At 64.5% G+C, this 15225-nt stretch carries 14 protein-coding genes and 1 pseudogene; 10 read left to right on the top strand and 5 right to left on the bottom strand.

Annotated features, from left to right (window positions below; genetic code table 11):
- Positions 1–6: 6 nt before the first annotated feature.
- Positions 7–1128 carry a cupin domain-containing protein gene (locus P7F60_RS17565; protein ID WP_277919040.1) on the bottom strand — a complete coding sequence of 374 codons (1122 nt, stop codon included), beginning with the start codon at positions 1126–1128 and terminating at the stop codon, positions 7–9.
- A 137-nt stretch (positions 1129–1265) separates the two neighbouring features.
- Between P7F60_RS17565 and P7F60_RS17570 the strand changes: the two genes are divergently transcribed.
- Positions 1266–1952 (top strand): FCD domain-containing protein, encoded by a 687-nt coding sequence (locus P7F60_RS17570; protein WP_277919041.1) that lies wholly within the window; start codon positions 1266–1268, stop codon positions 1950–1952.
- Between the two features lie 168 nt (positions 1953–2120).
- Here the strand turns inward: P7F60_RS17570 and P7F60_RS17575 are convergent, their stop codons facing one another.
- The gene (locus P7F60_RS17575) at positions 2121–3224 is read right to left on the bottom strand and encodes an ABC transporter substrate-binding protein (protein WP_277919042.1); all 1104 of its coding nucleotides are present in this window, start codon (positions 3222–3224) and stop codon (positions 2121–2123) included.
- 307 nt (positions 3225–3531) lie between these two features.
- Between P7F60_RS17575 and P7F60_RS17580 the strand changes: the two genes are divergently transcribed.
- The 4 genes from P7F60_RS17580 (at position 3532) to P7F60_RS17595 (ending at position 8347) form a co-directional block, all read left to right on the top strand.
- Positions 3532–4086, top strand: coding sequence for a threonine transporter (locus tag P7F60_RS17580; RefSeq protein ID WP_277919043.1), 555 nt, complete (start codon positions 3532–3534; stop codon positions 4084–4086).
- 139 nt (positions 4087–4225) lie between these two features.
- Entirely contained in the window at positions 4226–5200 is a 975-nt protein-coding gene (locus P7F60_RS17585) for a nitronate monooxygenase family protein (RefSeq protein ID WP_277919044.1), read from the top strand.
- A 47-nt stretch (positions 5201–5247) separates the two neighbouring features.
- Positions 5248–5880 carry a TetR/AcrR family transcriptional regulator gene (locus P7F60_RS17590; RefSeq protein ID WP_277919045.1) on the top strand — a complete coding sequence of 211 codons (633 nt, stop codon included), beginning with the start codon at positions 5248–5250 and terminating at the stop codon, positions 5878–5880.
- Positions 5881–6118: 238 nt separating this feature from the next.
- On the top strand, positions 6119–8347 hold the full coding sequence (locus tag P7F60_RS17595) for a methyl-accepting chemotaxis protein (protein ID WP_277919046.1): 2229 nt from the start codon (positions 6119–6121) through the stop codon (positions 8345–8347).
- Positions 8348–8350: 3 nt separating this feature from the next.
- Here the strand turns inward: P7F60_RS17595 and P7F60_RS17600 are convergent, their stop codons facing one another.
- Positions 8351–8785 (bottom strand): DUF1810 domain-containing protein, encoded by a 435-nt coding sequence (locus tag P7F60_RS17600; RefSeq protein ID WP_277919047.1) that lies wholly within the window; start codon positions 8783–8785, stop codon positions 8351–8353.
- Between the two features lie 245 nt (positions 8786–9030).
- Here P7F60_RS17600 and P7F60_RS17605 point away from each other — a divergent pair, with 245 nt between their 5' ends.
- From P7F60_RS17605 to P7F60_RS17615, 3 genes are all read left to right on the top strand, one after another.
- The gene (locus tag P7F60_RS17605; protein WP_277919048.1) at positions 9031–9951 is read left to right on the top strand and encodes a J domain-containing protein; all 921 of its coding nucleotides are present in this window, start codon (positions 9031–9033) and stop codon (positions 9949–9951) included.
- Between the two features lie 3 nt (positions 9952–9954).
- Positions 9955–10272 carry a chaperone modulator CbpM gene (locus tag P7F60_RS17610; protein ID WP_277919049.1) on the top strand — a complete coding sequence of 106 codons (318 nt, stop codon included), beginning with the start codon at positions 9955–9957 and terminating at the stop codon, positions 10270–10272.
- A 105-nt stretch (positions 10273–10377) separates the two neighbouring features.
- Positions 10378–10554, top strand: coding sequence for a hypothetical protein (locus tag P7F60_RS17615; RefSeq protein WP_277919050.1), 177 nt, complete (start codon positions 10378–10380; stop codon positions 10552–10554).
- Positions 10555–10615: 61 nt separating this feature from the next.
- On the opposite strand, the gene P7F60_RS17620 is transcribed toward P7F60_RS17615, so the two are convergent.
- Both P7F60_RS17620 and P7F60_RS17625 read right to left on the bottom strand, forming a co-directional pair.
- Positions 10616–13414 (bottom strand): DNA translocase FtsK, encoded by a 2799-nt coding sequence (locus tag P7F60_RS17620; protein WP_277919051.1) that lies wholly within the window; start codon positions 13412–13414, stop codon positions 10616–10618.
- 177 nt (positions 13415–13591) lie between these two features.
- Complete coding sequence (locus P7F60_RS17625; protein WP_277919052.1) at positions 13592–13999, bottom strand: DUF2000 family protein; 408 nt, start codon at positions 13997–13999, stop codon at positions 13592–13594.
- A gap of 34 nt (positions 14000–14033) precedes the next feature.
- Between P7F60_RS17625 and P7F60_RS17630 the strand changes: the two genes are divergently transcribed.
- On the top strand, positions 14034–14906 hold the full coding sequence (locus P7F60_RS17630; RefSeq protein ID WP_277919053.1) for an AraC family transcriptional regulator: 873 nt from the start codon (positions 14034–14036) through the stop codon (positions 14904–14906).
- Between the two features lie 163 nt (positions 14907–15069).
- A pseudogene (locus P7F60_RS17635) lies at positions 15070–15225 on the top strand (plasmid partitioning protein RepA); the annotation flags it as partial.

Raw genomic sequence — 15225 nt, forward strand, 5'->3', positions numbered from 1 at the left:
TTCCCTTTACAAGATCGGCTGGTGGCCGTCGTTTTCGCCGAAAGCCTGTTCGCGATACAGGCCGAGCGCCCGCATGACCGGCAGATCCGACAGGCAGAACAGGCACGCGTCGTCGCGGTCGGAACCGTTGACATGCTCGTGCCAGGCCCAGGAGGGCACGCAGAAGATATCGTGCTCGGCCCAGTCGTAACGCTTGCCGTCGATGATCGAATAGCCGCTGCCCTTGGCGACGTGATAAAGGCCGCTGCCGGTGTGGCGATGCGCCTTGGTGTGCTCGCCGGGGCGCAGCATCTGCATGCTGGCGCCCATGGTCTGCATCACGGGGCCCTGGGTCACCGGATTGACGTATTCCATCAGCACGCCGTCATAGGGCGAGCCGTCGGTGCAACTGGCATATTTGAGAAGCGACTCGTAGGTCGGCAGCCATTCGTATTTGAACATCGGGCTGTAGGCCTTGCTCCAGCTCTGGCCCATCGGCTTCAGGCCGGGGTTGCCCCAGGTCTTGGTCATGTCGTCGACTTCGTAGCCGACGGCCTGGCTCATGTCCGGATGCACCTCGTAGAAATTCGCCTCCATCGCGTTGACGAAGGGAATGTCGAGGCCGTCCTGCCAGATGCAGGGGGCGCCGCTCGCCTCGACGCCGTGCTCGTGCCAGGTGCCGTTCGGGGTCAGCACGAAGTCGTTGGCGCCGAGCGTCATCTTGTGGCCGTCGACCACGGTATAGGCGCCCGAGCCTTCCATGATGAAGCGGATGGCGGAGGCCGAATGGCGATGCGCCCCCGCCACTTCGCCGGGGTTCATCACCTGCAGGCCGGCATAGAGCCAGCCGACGGCGGCGGCGACGTCGCTGCGGCCGGGATTGTTGAGATAGATCACCCGGCGGCCCGCCTTTTCCGGCGTCACCAGCTCGACGGAGCGCAGCACATGCTCGCGCAGCTCCTTGTAGCGCCAGACCACCGGCACGGATTGCGATTTCGGCTGCCATGGCTCGATCTTGTTGGCGACCGTCCAGAGGGCGCCGGCCTTGTAGCGATCCAGATCTTCATAATAGGCCAGAAGCTCGGGCGTATCCTCGACATTGGCTCGCCCGGCGACGTCCTCGCGGTGGTTCTCACGCTGAATTGCCATGGGTCTCTCCCTGTCCATCGTTTGAGTGGCGGCAGAATGGAGCAGCCTTCTTTCGAAAGCAATATGGATTTTCGAAAATTTTTGCATTTGCCGAAAGATATCTCCGTGCGATAATGGTCGCGTGAAAGGGATCATTCATGACACTTGCGGAAAAAGCCTATGTGGACCTGCGCCATGACATCATTCGCGGCGTGCTGGCGCCCGGCCGGCCGCTGCGGCTCGCCGATCTCAGCGAGCGTTACGGCATGGGCTTCTCACCGCTGCGCGAGGCGCTGAACCGGCTGCAGGCGGAACGGCTGGTGACGGCGGAATCGCTGCGCGGCTTTCGCGTGGCGCCGCTGTCGCTCGACGAACTGCACGACACGGTGTCGTTGCGCATCCTGATCGAGACCAGGGCGCTGCGCGCCGCCATCGCCGAGGGCGACGACGCCTGGGCCGCCGGCATCGTCTCGGCGCTCTATGCCTTGAAACTGCAGGCGGGGCGAAGCGGGCCGGATGCGGATATCTGGGCGCTGGAGGCGCGCCATCACGCCTTCCACCTGTCGCTGCTTGCGGCTTGCAATTCGCCCTGGACACTGGAATTCGTCGAGCGTCTCTACGCCGCCACCGAGCGTTACCGCATTCCGGTGCTGCTGGACGCCGGTCTTGCGGCCGGACGCGACGTGCAGGCCGAACACAGTGCGCTGGCTGACGCCACGCTCGACCGCGACGCCGACAAGGCTGCCGCACTGCTGGAAGCGCATTACCTGCACACAGTCGAGGCGCTGACCGCGGCCATGCGTCCTGAAGCTACGGAAGCCGTGCGGGCGCGGGCGGCCAAGTAACAGGTCCGGAAACGAAAACGCCGGAGCTTTTGGCTCCGGCGTTTTCTTTCGACTGGCTCTAAAGCGCGTCGCGATCTTTCAGATTCGCTTTTGCTCTTTGATCGTTGATTTTTCGCATGTCGTTGCCGCAAAACCGCGGCGCACTTTTATGCGACATGCTCTATCCGCTTATTCGGCGGAGACGATCTTGCCGTTTTCCCACTTGAACAGCGAGAAGCTCTGCGAGGTCAGGTCGCCGTTTTCGCCATAGGTCAGCTTACCGATAGCGGTCGGGATGGCGTCGCCGGACTTCAGCGCCGTGGCGACGGCGGCCGAATCTTCCGCGCCCGCCTTTTCGATGCCGGCCTTGAGAACTTCGACGGCGGCATAGGCGTTGAGCGTGAAGGCTTCCGGCGGGATGCCCTTTTCGGCCAGGACCTTGACGGCGGCCTGGGAGTCCGGGCTCTTCAGCGCGTCGGAGGCGTTGGTGAACAGCGTGCCGGCAGCGGCTTCGTTGCCGATCGCCCAGAATTCGGTGTTGGACAGGCCTTCGCCGCCGATGATCTGGGCGTTGACCGAGAGATCCTTCAGCTGACGGGCCAGCAGGCCGCCTTCCGGATGATAACCGCCGAAATAGATGACTTCGACGCCTTGCGACTTCAGGCGGGTGATCAGCGCCGAGAAGTCCTTGTCGCCGGGATTGACGGTGTCATAGAGCACTTCGTTGACGCCGCCGGCGTTCAGCGCCGCCTTGAAGGCATCGGCGAGGCCCTTGCCATAGGCGCCCTTGTCATGGATGACGGCGACCTTCTTGTCCTTCGCCTTCGACAGCACGTAGGCGGCGGCGACTTCGGCCTGCTGGTCGTCACGGCCGCAGGTGCGCAGGATGTTGGCAAGGCCGCGCGCGGTCAGTTCCGGGGCGGTGGCGGTCGGGGTGACCATCAGCACGCCATTTTCGGCAAACACTTCCGACGCCGGGATGGCGACGCCGGAGGTCACCGGGCCGACGACGAAATGGATGCCTTCACCGACGATCTGGTTGGCGGCGGAGACGCCCTGCTTCGGCTCGCCGGCATCGTCGGCCAGCTTCAGCACGATCTTCTCGCCCTTGATGCCGCCGTTCTTGTTGATCTCGTCGACGGCGGCCTGGGCGCCGTTCTTGACCTGGTCGCCATAGGCGGCGACCGGGCCGGTCAGCGGCGCCACGAGGCCGATGACGATATCCGCATGGGCGAGCGGCGCGAAGACGAGCGAGGCGGCAAGCGTTGCGCCTGCGAAAATCTGCTTCTTCATGGTGTTCTCCTGAAATGAGCGTATCGCGAACCGCCATCCAAAGACCGTCGCCGGAAGCGGGGCGGCCCGATCGGTTCCTCCCGCCGGGCTCGATCACTTTCGTGCGCAAGCGGCCGACAGGCATAGGACGGATTACGAAATGGCGCCTGGCGGCGCAACAAAATAATGCATATGCCTAAAATACGGGCGGGAATGACGCGCTGATGCACCCGCTTCGGCTGCCGGTGGGAAATATGATCGAAGTCAATTCCTGTCGCCGGGTGGAATGCTAGACGGTTTACCGTATACGCCTTCCGAGAGGACATTCATGCTCGCCTTCATCGCCGCCAGCGCCGCCATTCTCCTGACCCCCGGTCCGACCAACACGCTGCTGGCCGCCGGCGGCGCGACGTTGCCGCTGCGCAAGGCGTTTCTGCTGCCGCTCGCCGAGGCGCTCGGCTATGGGCTCGCCGTCAGCGGTTTCTTCCTGATGGCGCGAGGATTGCAGGATCGGCCGGAAGCCTTTGTCGCCGTCAAGCTGGCGGCGGCGGCCTGGCTGGTTTATGCCGCCGTGACATTGTGGCGCACGCGGCTGGACGCCGGCGGGCATCCGCCTCGCCTCGCCTTCGGCCGGGTGCTGGCGACGACGCTGGTCAATCCCAAGGCGCTGCTGGTCGGCGTCGTCTTCATCCCGCAACAGCCGTTTTCCGGCGCGCTCGCCTGGATCGGCGCCTATGCCGGCCTCTCCATTCTCGCCGGTATCGGCTGGGTGTTTCTCGGCTCGCTGCTGCCCGGGCGGCTGCAACGGCATTCCTACAGAGGCGCGGCGCTCGTGCTCACCGGCTTTTCGCTGGCCGCCGTGGCCAGCGCCGTTGCAAGCTGATGCCATTTTGTTGGACGTCCAGCAAAAACCTTGACAGAAGCCCCGCTTGTTCCTACTCCTGAGCCAGCGCCCTTCCAGGAAGGCGCAAGCCGTTTTCCATGCGGAAAGGCTATCGGTCTGCGATGTTGAGGGAGAGACAATGCACACCCGGATCACCGAACTCTTGGGCACCCGCTACCCCATCATCCAGGGGGGAATGCAATGGGTGGGCCGGGCGGAGCTTGCCTCGGCGGTTTCCAATGCCGGCGGCTTCGGCATCCTGACGGCGCTGACCCAGCCCGATCCGCAGGCGCTCGCCGACGAAATCCGCCGCTGCCGGGGGATGACCGACAAGCCGTTCGGCGTCAACCTGACCATTCTGCCCTCCACCGCGCCGCCGCCTTACGAGGAATATCTCGACGCGGCGCTGGAGTCGGGCATCCGCATCATCGAGACGGCGGGCCGCAGCCCCAAGGAATTCATCGCCAAGGCCAAAGCTCATGACGCGAAGATCGTGCATAAATGCACCGCCGTGCGCCATGCGCTGTCGGCCGAACGCGCCGGCGTCGATGCAATCTCGATCGACGGCTTCGAGGCGGCCGGCCATCCCGGCGAGGACGATGTCGGCGGCCTGGTGCTGTTCGCCGCCGCCGCCCGCGCCGTGAAAGTGCCGCTGATCGCCTCCGGCGGCATCGGCAGCGGCCGCGCCATGGCGGCCGCCATGATGCTCGGCGCCGAAGGCATCAACATGGGCACGCGTTTCTGCGCCACGCAGGAAGCGCCGATCCACGACAATATCAAGCAGGCGCTGGTCGCGGCCAAGGAAACCGACACCAACCTGATCTTCCGCACCCTGCGCAACACCGGCCGCGTGCTGAAGAACGCGATTTCCGACGAGGTGATCGCCACCGAGCGCCGCCCGGGCGGCTGCGAATTCGAGGATATCCGCCCGCTGGTCGCCGGCGCGCGCGGCCGCACGACGCTGACGGACGGCAATATCGACGGCGGCCTCGTCTGGGCAAGCCAGGTGGTCGGCTTGATCGACGACATTCCCACCTGCGCCGAACTCATCGAGCGCATCGTTACGGAATGCCGCGAGGCGATGCGTCTGGGGCTCGCCGCCTTCGAGGTGTGACGCCGTTCGGCTGCGGCCCGCAAATGCGACGAAACCGAGGGTGACCCATGCGCAATCCTGAAAAGAAATCGCGCATCAAGATGGAGCGGCGCGAGGATCTGATCCAGGGCACGATCCGCTCGATCGCGGCCATCGGCTACAGCGACGCCACCATCAACACCATCTGCGAGGCCGCCGGCCTGTCGCGCGGCCTGATCGGCTATTATTTCAAGGGCAAGGACGAACTGCTGATCGAGGCCTATCGCTATCTCGTCGCCCAGGCGAACGAGGATGCGCGCCGCTCCGTCGAAGGCGCGGGATCGGACCCGATGCAGCGGCTGCTGGCCGCCACCCACATGTATTTCCGCCGCATCAAGGAGGAGCATGAGGAATCGCTGGTGACGCTGGCCTGCCTCGGCGTCGCCCCGTGGAACGCGCCGATGGGCGAGCTGACCCGCACCCTCTGGCGCAAATATCGCGGCTGGATCGAAAAGATGATCGCCGCCGCCGCCACTGAGCGCAATCTCGACATCGACGCCCGCAAGGCAGCGATCACCTATGTCCATATGGGCGACGGCTTGTGGATCGGCTGGCTGCTCGACCCCGAGGCCTATACGCTCGACGAGGCCGAAGGCATCCTGCGCGACTGGCTGCTCGATCTCTTCGGCGATAGGCCGGCGGCCCCTCCCCCCGCGGCATGATCCCGCGACAGGTTTTTCCGCTGCACGGATGACAACCGCAGGCACCGCGCAAGCTTTGGCGATCCAGGCTTCGAGAACGCGATTTTGCGCCCGAAATCCGCTCGTTCCGACGCCGGGACCCCGCCTTTCAGCGGATTTTATCAAATATTAATTCAAATGCCGCAGCCTCGGTTGTGCCGGATTTCCATTCCGCACGTCAGAAACCGTCGCCGCTGCCCCGGCGAAACAGGACCGAACCATGGCCACCACGTCCGCCGCGCGCCCAAAATCGTCGATATCCCTGGCCGTCAAGCTGCTCTCCGTCAGCGCGCTTGCCATCGCCTGCTTTCTGGCGCTGACCTTCGTCGTGGTCATCTTCGAAGTGCGCGACAGCACGGTTGCGCTGACCCTCAAGCGCGCCGAAGCGGAAGCTCAGGCGACCGCCGGTACGATCAGCGGCAAGATCGACAACCTCTCGGGCGCGACGGCGAGCTTTGCCGGCACGATCGAGAACGGATTGCGGGAAAAACGGCTGGACCGGGCCGCGATCACCACCATGTTGCCGGCTATGGTCGAAAAGTTCGATCTCGTCTTCGGCGCCTGGGTGATCGGGGTCGAGGCCGGTATCGACGACTCCAAGGCCCCGTTGGACAGTGTCGCCGAAGGCACGAACGTGAAAGGCGACTTCACGCCCTACTGGATCAGGGGCGCAAACGGCCTGCAATTGCTCCGTCCGCCGGAGATCAATCGCAACGAAGATTATTACCGCCTGCCGGCGACGACGCTGAAGGGCGCGGGCACCGAGCCTTACGGCGAGGAAACTGCCGAAAATGCACTGATGATGAGCATTTCCCAGCCGATCGTGGTGGACGGCCGGCTCAAGGGCGTTGCCGGGCTCGACATCGGCCTCAATGCGCTTGCGGATGCGCTGAAGTCCGAACGGCCGTTCGGCGAAGGCCGCGTCTATCTGCTTTCCGGAATGGGAAAATGGCTGGCGGCGCCGGCCAAGGACCAGGTGATGACTGCGTATGCGGCGGAAGGCGCCGACGAGGTGAAGTCCGCGCTGGCCAATGGCCAGACCGTCACCCTTGATAACGTCGTCGGCGTCGATGGCGGCACGGTCTACCGCGTCGTCTATCCCTTCGACCTGCCCGGCCTCAATGCCCGCTGGGCGGTCGCGGTCGACGTTCCCGCCGCGGTGGTTTCGTCCGCCGTCAACGCGCAGACGAAAATTCTGGTGATCGGCGGCATCTTCATTCTTGCCGCGGTGATCGGCTCGCTGCTGCTGGCGGTGCGCACCTTCGTGCAGCGGCCCATGGCCTCGCTGCTGTCCGATGTCGACCGCATTTCCGGCGGCCATCTGGAACAGCCGGTAGCCGGCCGTGAGCGTGGCGACGAGATCGGCAAGGTCGCGGTGGCGCTCGAAGCCTTCCGCCATCGCCTCGCCGATGGCCGGGCGCTGGAGGCCGCCAGCGCCGAGCAGCGCCAGCTTTCCGAAAGCGAACGCCGCCAGACCGAGGCCGAGCGCGCCCTTGCCGCCGAAGAGCAGCGCAAGGTGGTCGAGGCGCTGGGCCACGGGCTTGCCAACCTGGCCAAGGGCGACCTCACCTGTCGCATCACCGAGGCCTTCCCGGCCTCCTATCTGGCGCTGCGCGACAATTTCAACGCGACGATGGACAGCCTCGAAGGCACCATCATGCAGCTCAACCACACCGTCCATTCGCTGAATGCCGGCATCGGCGAGATCAGCCGCAGTTCCGACAACCTGTCGCGCCGCACCGAGCAGCAGGCCGCAAGCCTGGAAGAAACCGCCGCCGCGATGAACGAGATCGCCGAGCAGATGCACACCAGCACCCGAAACGCCGGCAATGCCGCCGCCAAGGTCACCGAGGCCTGCACCGATGCCGACCGCTCCAACACGGTGGTGCGCAAGGCGATCGCCGCCATGGAAGGCATCGAAGACTCCTCCGAAAAGGTCACACAGATCATCGGAGTCATCGACGAAATCGCCTTCCAGACCAACCTCTTGGCGCTGAATGCCGGCGTCGAGGCCGCGCGCGCCGGGGAAGCCGGCAAGGGGTTTGCCGTCGTGGCGCAGGAAGTGCGCGAACTGGCGCAGCGCTCCGCGCAGGCGGCCAAGGAGATCAAGGCGCTGATTTCCGCCTCCAGCACCCAGGTTCAGGAAGGCGTCAGCCTCGTCGCCGAGACCGGCAGCGCGCTGACGCGCATTTCCGAGCAGGTTCTGTCGATCAACAAACTGATCCAGGACATTTCCGCCTCCTCGCGCGAGCAGTCGGCGGGCCTTCAGGAAATCAACGTCGCCGTCAACAACATGGACCAGGTGACACAGCAGAACGCCGCTATGGTCGAGGAAACCACTGCCGCCGCCAACCTGTTGAACGACGAGGCCAATACGTTGCGCGACATGGTGATGCGCTTCAGGGTCAGCCGTCAGAGCGAAGCGCCGCGCCGCCGCGCTGCTGCCTGACGATCAGGCCCTTTCCGGGCCGATCAGCGCCAGCGTGCGCGGGTCGGTCTCGCCGCCGCAAAAACGCTGCAGCGCCTTTTCGAACAGCGAGCCCGGCGGGCTCACTGCCGCAAACAGTGTCATCGATGAGCGGAACTTCAGGTCGTCAGGCGCGCCAAGAATATCGAGCGCGCTGCCCTGCCGATGCGACAGCATCGCCTGCGTCACCTCGCGCAAGCGATGGCCGAGGATATCATGGCGCAGATAGGCTTCGGCCTCCGCACGGGAGCGCAGCGCATAACGCCTGGCCGTCGGCGAGGAGCCAAGCCCGTCCATCTGCGGAAAGATGAACCACATCCAATGGGTTTCCTTGGCGCCCGCCTGCAGTTCCTTCAACGCGCGACGATAGACGCCGCCATCTTGGGCGACGATAAAACGGTCGAGATCGATCTGGGCCATCGGCATGTTTCCATCTGTCTGCGGCGACCGCCGCGCTTTGAGAAATGCATTCGCGCCCCCAGAAAACGGCCGAGGCGCGCTTTGGTTGTCGATTTCCTGCCACAAACACCGTGACCGGAGGATGACATCGGCAAACGACTTCCTACATAAAGGCGGAAAACCAACAGACGGAACACGCCGGCAGCCGATATTCTCTTTCGATCCGAAGCACGTCCCCGCGTGTCCCGTCCGCAAACGGAGACCATATGAGCCGAGACCCATACGAGCTGCTGGGCGTCAAGCGGGATGCGACCCAGAAAGAGATCCAGAGCGCCTATCGCAAGCTGGCCAAGAAACTGCATCCGGACCTTAATCCCGGAGACAAGGATGCCGAGCGCAAGTTCAAGGATATTTCCGCCGCCTATGGCATCGTCGGCGACGAGGACAAGCGCGGCCGCTTCGATCGCGGCGAGATCGACGCCACCGGCGCCGAGCAGGCGCCGCGCAATTTCTATCGCGATTATGCCGGCGCCGGCGCCCAGGGCAGCGCCTATCACAATGGCGGCGGCTTTGCCGATTTCGGCGAGGGCGACGACCTGTTCTCCAGCTTCTTCTCGCGCCGCGCCCGGGGTGGCGGCAGCGGCATGCAGATGCAGGGCCACGACCGGCATTTCAACATGGATGTCGAGTTCCTCGACGCGCTGAACGGCGCGACGCGCACCGTTTCGCTGCCCGACGGCGCGACGCTGGAGGTCAAAATTCCCGCCGGCAGCAAGGACGGTCAGACCCTGCGCCTGAAGGGCAAGGGCGAGCCCGGCCTCAATGGCGGCCCGGCCGGCGACGCGCTGATCGATATCAAGGTCAAGCCGCACCCGCTCTATACCCGCGACGGCGATGACATTCGTTTCGACGTGCCGATCTCGCTGCGCGAGGCAGTGCTCGGCGGAAAGATCCGCGTGCCCGTTCCCGGCGGGGCGCTAAGCGTGACGCTGGCGCCGAATTCCAACACCGGCAAGGTTTTGCGCCTCAAGGGCAAGGGCGCGCCAAACCGCTTCGGCGGCCATGGCGACGCCTATGTGACTCTGAAGATCGTGCTGCCGGACAAGCCGGATGCGGCGCTGACCGATTTCGTGCGCGACTGGACGGCGGGCGAGGCCCACAGCCCCCGCGAAACCCTGGGAGCCTGAGCCATGGACGAACAGGAATTTTACGGCCGCCTTCGCGTCGATGTTTCGGTGGTGAAAATCTGGATCGAGCAGGGCTGGCTGGTGCCGCGCCAGGCGGAAGGCCGCGCCGAATTCACCGACATGGACGTTGCCCGCGCCGAACTGATCGGCGATCTCATCGACGGTATGGGCGTCAACGAGGCTGGCGTCGACGTGGTCATGGACCTGATCGACCAGATCCACGGGCTGCGCGGCACGCTTTCCGATCTACGCCGGGCGCTTGGCGACCAGGACGAAGCCATCCAGATCAGCATTCTGCGCTCGATGGGTCGGCGGCGGTAAGGCAGTCAGGCTTCCGGCGCGTCGGCGCTCTCGAATCCTGAAGATCAGGAAAAATGGAGATAATCTCGGAAACTTCCGTCAATACATTGCCGGCAGGATGCGGCCATGGCGAAGATTCTGAAATTCCGCGGCGTCAAGCACGCGGCACCGGGAAAGCTAAAGGTCTTGGTGGAAGACTTACCACGGTCTTCATGGCTTGCACGTCTTACAGCGGGACGTTTCGCAGCGCTTGTTGGTCTGGCCGCTACGACCAGTTTCACCCTCGCCGTTCTACTGTCTTGAGACAGAACGGCGAGGGTGAACGGGTGCCGAGGTAACCGTCATTCCATGAGCAGGTGCCCCGCTATTCCGCTTCGGCCGCCGGGGCGCTGCCGGTTTGCGAGAGCAGTTCGCGCTTGCCGACATGGTTGGCGGGGCCGACCAGACCTTCCTTTTCCATCCGTTCCACCAGTGAGGCGGCGCGGTTGTAGCCGATGGCGAGGCGGCGCTGGATGTAGGAGGTCGAGCATTTCTTGTCGCGGAAGACGATCTTGATCGCCTTGTCGTAGAGGTCGTTGCCGTCCTCGGAGGCCATGTCCGTCTTGTCGAAGACGGCGGGCGCCTCTTCCGGCTCCTCTTCTTCGGTCTCGTCGGCGGTGACCGTATCCAGATATTCCGGCCGCCCCTGTGCCTTCAGGTGCAGGACCACCTTCTCGACTTCCTCGTCGGAGACGAAGGGCCCGTGGACACGCATGATGCGCCCGCCGCCGGCCATGTGCAGCATGTCGCCCTGGCCGAGGAGCTGCTCGGCCCCCTGCTCGCCCAGAATGGTGCGGCTGTCGATCTTCGAGGTCACCTGGAAGGAGATGCGCGTCGGGAAGTTGGCCTTGATCGTGCCGGTGATAACATCCACCGAGGGACGTTGCGTCGCCATGATCAGGTGGATGCCGGCGGCGCGCGCCATCTGGGCGAGACGCTGGATGGCGCCTTCGATCTCCTTGCCGGCGACCATCATCAGGTCGGCCATCTCGTCGACGATGACGACGATATAGGGCATGGCGTCGAGTTCCATCTCCTGCGTCTCGTGCAGAAGCTCGCCGGTATTCTTGTCGAAGCCGGTCTGGACGGTGACGTTGACCACCTCGCCGCGCTCGCGGGCGGATGCCGCGCGGGCATTGTAGCCGTCGATGTTGCGCACGCCGAGGCGCGACATCTTCTTGTAGCGCTCCTCCATCTCGCGCACCGCCCATTTCAGCGCCATCACGGCCTTCTTGGGATCGGTGACGACGGGGGTCAGCAGGTGCGGAATGCCGTCATAGATCGACAGCTCCAGCATCTTCGGATCGACCATGATCAGGCGGCATTCTTCCGGACGGAAGCGATAGAGCAGCGACAGGATCATGGTGTTGATGGCGACCGACTTGCCCGAGCCGGTGGTGCCGGCGACGAGAAGATGCGGCATCTTGGCGAGTTCGGCGATGACAGGCTCGCCGCCGATGGTCTTGCCCAGGCAAAGCGGCAGCTTGAAGCTGGTGCGGGCGAAATCCTGCGAATCGATCATCTCGCGGAAATAGACGGTTTCGCGGGTGGCGTTCGGCAGTTCGATGCCGATGACGTTGCGGCCGGGCACGACCGCGACACGCGCCGACAGCGCCGACATCGAGCGGGCGATGTCATCGGCAAGCCCGATGACCCGCGAGGATTTGACCCCCGGCGCCGGCTCGAATTCATAAAGCGTGACGACCGGACCGGGACGCACATGGATGATCTCGCCGCGCACGCCAAAATCTTCAAGCACGCTTTCGAGGAGGCCGGCATTCTGCTCCAGCACTTCCTGCGCCAGCACATAGCCGGCGGATGCCGGCGGCTGCTGCAACAGCGTGCGCGGCGGGAATTCGTAGTCGGAATCGAACAGGGCGGCGTTCGGCCGCTCGTCGACCTCGAACGGCCGGGCGCGCGACAGGGCAAAGGGTTCGCGCGCGGCCACGGGCACGGGCGTGATTTCGACGGCCACGACCGGCTCGGCGGCCGGCGCGGGTTGCTCGATCACGACAGGAGCCGGCTCGACGACGGGCGCCGCCTCGGCAACGACGGGGACTTCTGGCTCGACGGCGGCGACGGTTTCCGGCGTCTCGACCACCACGGCCGGGGCCGCGATTTCGGCGGGAACATGGGCGGCGCGCGTCCATTCATGGATGCGATACAGGCTGGCGACCGTATCCACCTGCGGCACGGGCTCCGGCAGCGGCGCCGGCGGCGTGAACCGGACGACCTCGGCCCTCATGACGGCCAGCGGCGCGGTCGGCGTCGAGGCGGGCCCGGCGGCGGCAACGGCCTGGACCATGGCCGGCACGTTGTCGTTGGCGAGGTCGAGATCGAGCGAGATGGTTTCCCAGAAGGCGAAGTCGGACAGATGCGCCATCGGCGGCAGCGGCGCCACCAGCGGCAGCAGATCGATGAGCACAGGCTCTCGTGCTTCCGCCTCGTCGGCAGGTTCCGGCGGCATGGTGCGCACCACCGCATCCATCGTCAGCCGGCCCATGGTCAGCGCGATGCTCGAATCGAACTGTTCGCGGTAGGATTTCCAGGCGGCGGCCTCGGGTGTCGGCGCGAGCGGGAAGGCGACCGGGAACGGCGCCGGCGAGGTCGCCTCGACCGGCACTTCGGCAACGGCTTCGACCTGAGCGGCGGCCGCCGTCTCGGCAACGACCGTCTGGTCGGCGACCGGCTCGGCAAGTGTTTCCACCGGCGCGTTCTGGATCAGCGCCTCGACTTCGGCCTCGACGGCGGTCAGGCCCTCCTCCTCGCCCAGCACGGCGGCGAGCGCTGCGCGTGCCTCGATCATCTGCTGCTGGCGATCGGGAACATGCCGGTCCGGCGTGCGAGTGAAGCGCACGTTGGGCGCCAGGAAGAAATGGCTTTCCCAGCTTCCGGGCGGCGCCGGCGACAATTCGCGGCTGGCCTGTATCTGCTGCTCGAAAACCTGGCGCACGACGGGGTTTTCCGCCTCCTCCGTCAGCGGACGGCGCGAAATACCGCCGTCCACCGTATACCACTCTTCATACGGAACCTCTTCCGGCGATGGATAGTGGTTTTCCTGGCGAGCGACGTCGTGTCCCTCGGCATGATCCGCGGGATGGAAATTGTTTCTCGAAATACGCATGAGACCTACAAGCAGATGAGAAATGCCGATTGGGCTTCGTCCAACACATAGAAAAAGAAGGTTAACATTCCCTTATTTCCGGCTCATGCAATTGCGGGCGAATTTGCCGCACAGCACATGGACGCGGCAAGTCTTCCTTCCATAACCAATTATGCCGTCTCATGTATTAGCTTCATGTCATGGATGCATCTTGGCGCCCTTCATCACCTTGTCCACGAGTTTCTTCTCGGCGCGCATGGCAAGGCCGACGACGCGCGCCGCTTCCGGCGAAACCTGCGCAAACACCGCCCGGTTGGCCGCGTCATGGCCGGTGGAAAACATCTCCTCGATGTAGAGCGCCGTCTCGACGCCGCGCTCCAGGGCGCGGCGGTGGATGGTGCGCAGCATGTCCTGATCGGCGGCGAGCACGACGATGGGCTGGATCGGCAAGGGATGATAGAGATTGCCAGCCCCGTCGCGATAGGGCTCGCCGACGAGATTCGGACTGGCGGCGACGGTGCCGCCGGCGAGGAAGGCGGTAACGTTCAGTTTCTGCCAGGCGGCGAGATCGTCACGCACGACGATTGCAAATTTGGTATCGAACATGAATGCTCCTATCTGTGACGCGAAGACGTGTGTCATGGAGGCAGCTATAGGACAGCAGGTGACGGAAGGGCTTGAACGTTCGTGCAAGGGCGAGGAGCGGGTGCGCAGCATCCATGCCGCCGGCCGGCCGGGCTTCGAATTCATGGAGGCGCGTTTCTTCGGCGATGTCTTCGAGCCGCATCGCCACGACACCTATGCCATCGGCCTGACGCTCGGCGGCGTCCAGCGTTTTCGTTATCGCGGTGAAGAGCGGCAAAGCCTGCCCGGAGATATCCTCGTTTTGCATCCCGACGAGGAGCATGACGGCGGCGCCGGCAACGAGGCGGCGCTGCATTACTGCATGCTCTATGTCCCGCCCGACCTGCTGGCCCCGGCATTGACCGGCCGCGGCCGCGCCCTGCCCTTCGTCCGCGATCCCGTCTTCCACGATCCGGCGTTACGCGGCAAAATCCGTGCCTGCTTTTCAGAGATCGAGAGCCCGGATGCGGACGGATTGCTTCTCGACGACCTGCTGGTCGATGTCGCCGAAGGCCTGGCGTTGCATGCCGGGGGGCTCCTCCCGCCGCCGCGCAGCCAGCCGCTGCGACACGTGAGGGCCGCCTGCGCCTTCATGGAGGCGCATCTCGCCCGCAACATCCATTCGACGGAACTGGAAGCCATCACCGGCATCGACCGTTTCGCCCTGTCGCGGGCGTTCCGGGCCGTGCTGCATACCTCGCCGCACCGCTATTTCCTGATGCGGCGGCTGGATCGTGCCCGGTTGCTGCTTCGCGACGGCACGCCGCTCGCCGAAGCCGCCGCCGAAACTGGCTTCGCCGACCAGGCGCATTTCTCCCGCCATTTCAAGAAAGCCTATGGCCTGACGCCCGGCCGATGGAACGCGCTCCTTTCCCGCAGTCGTCAGTAGGACCGTTGTCCGCGGACAACGAAACTTGTTCTTCTCCCGGGTTGTCCGCGGACAACGGATGCCGTTACGGTTAATCGTTTGTCAAACGGTAACGAATCCGACATAGTCTAACTGCGCAGTTCAGAGCGATTTATCAAAATTTGCGCAGTTCGGGGTGAAAGACATGCTACAGCCGAGTTCGATCCTGGAAGAGGTACAAGAGCATCTGCCCTCGATGCTGGCGGCCGACGCCCATGAACTGGCGCGGCAGCTTCAGATCCACCAGACCAAGATTTTCGCCCCGACGGCGCAAAAGACCATCCGCTCCTTCCAGCCTTCC

The sequence above is a fragment of the Rhizobium sp. YJ-22 genome (assembly GCF_029601685.1).
Taxonomy (GTDB): Bacteria; Pseudomonadota; Alphaproteobacteria; order Rhizobiales; family Rhizobiaceae; genus Metarhizobium.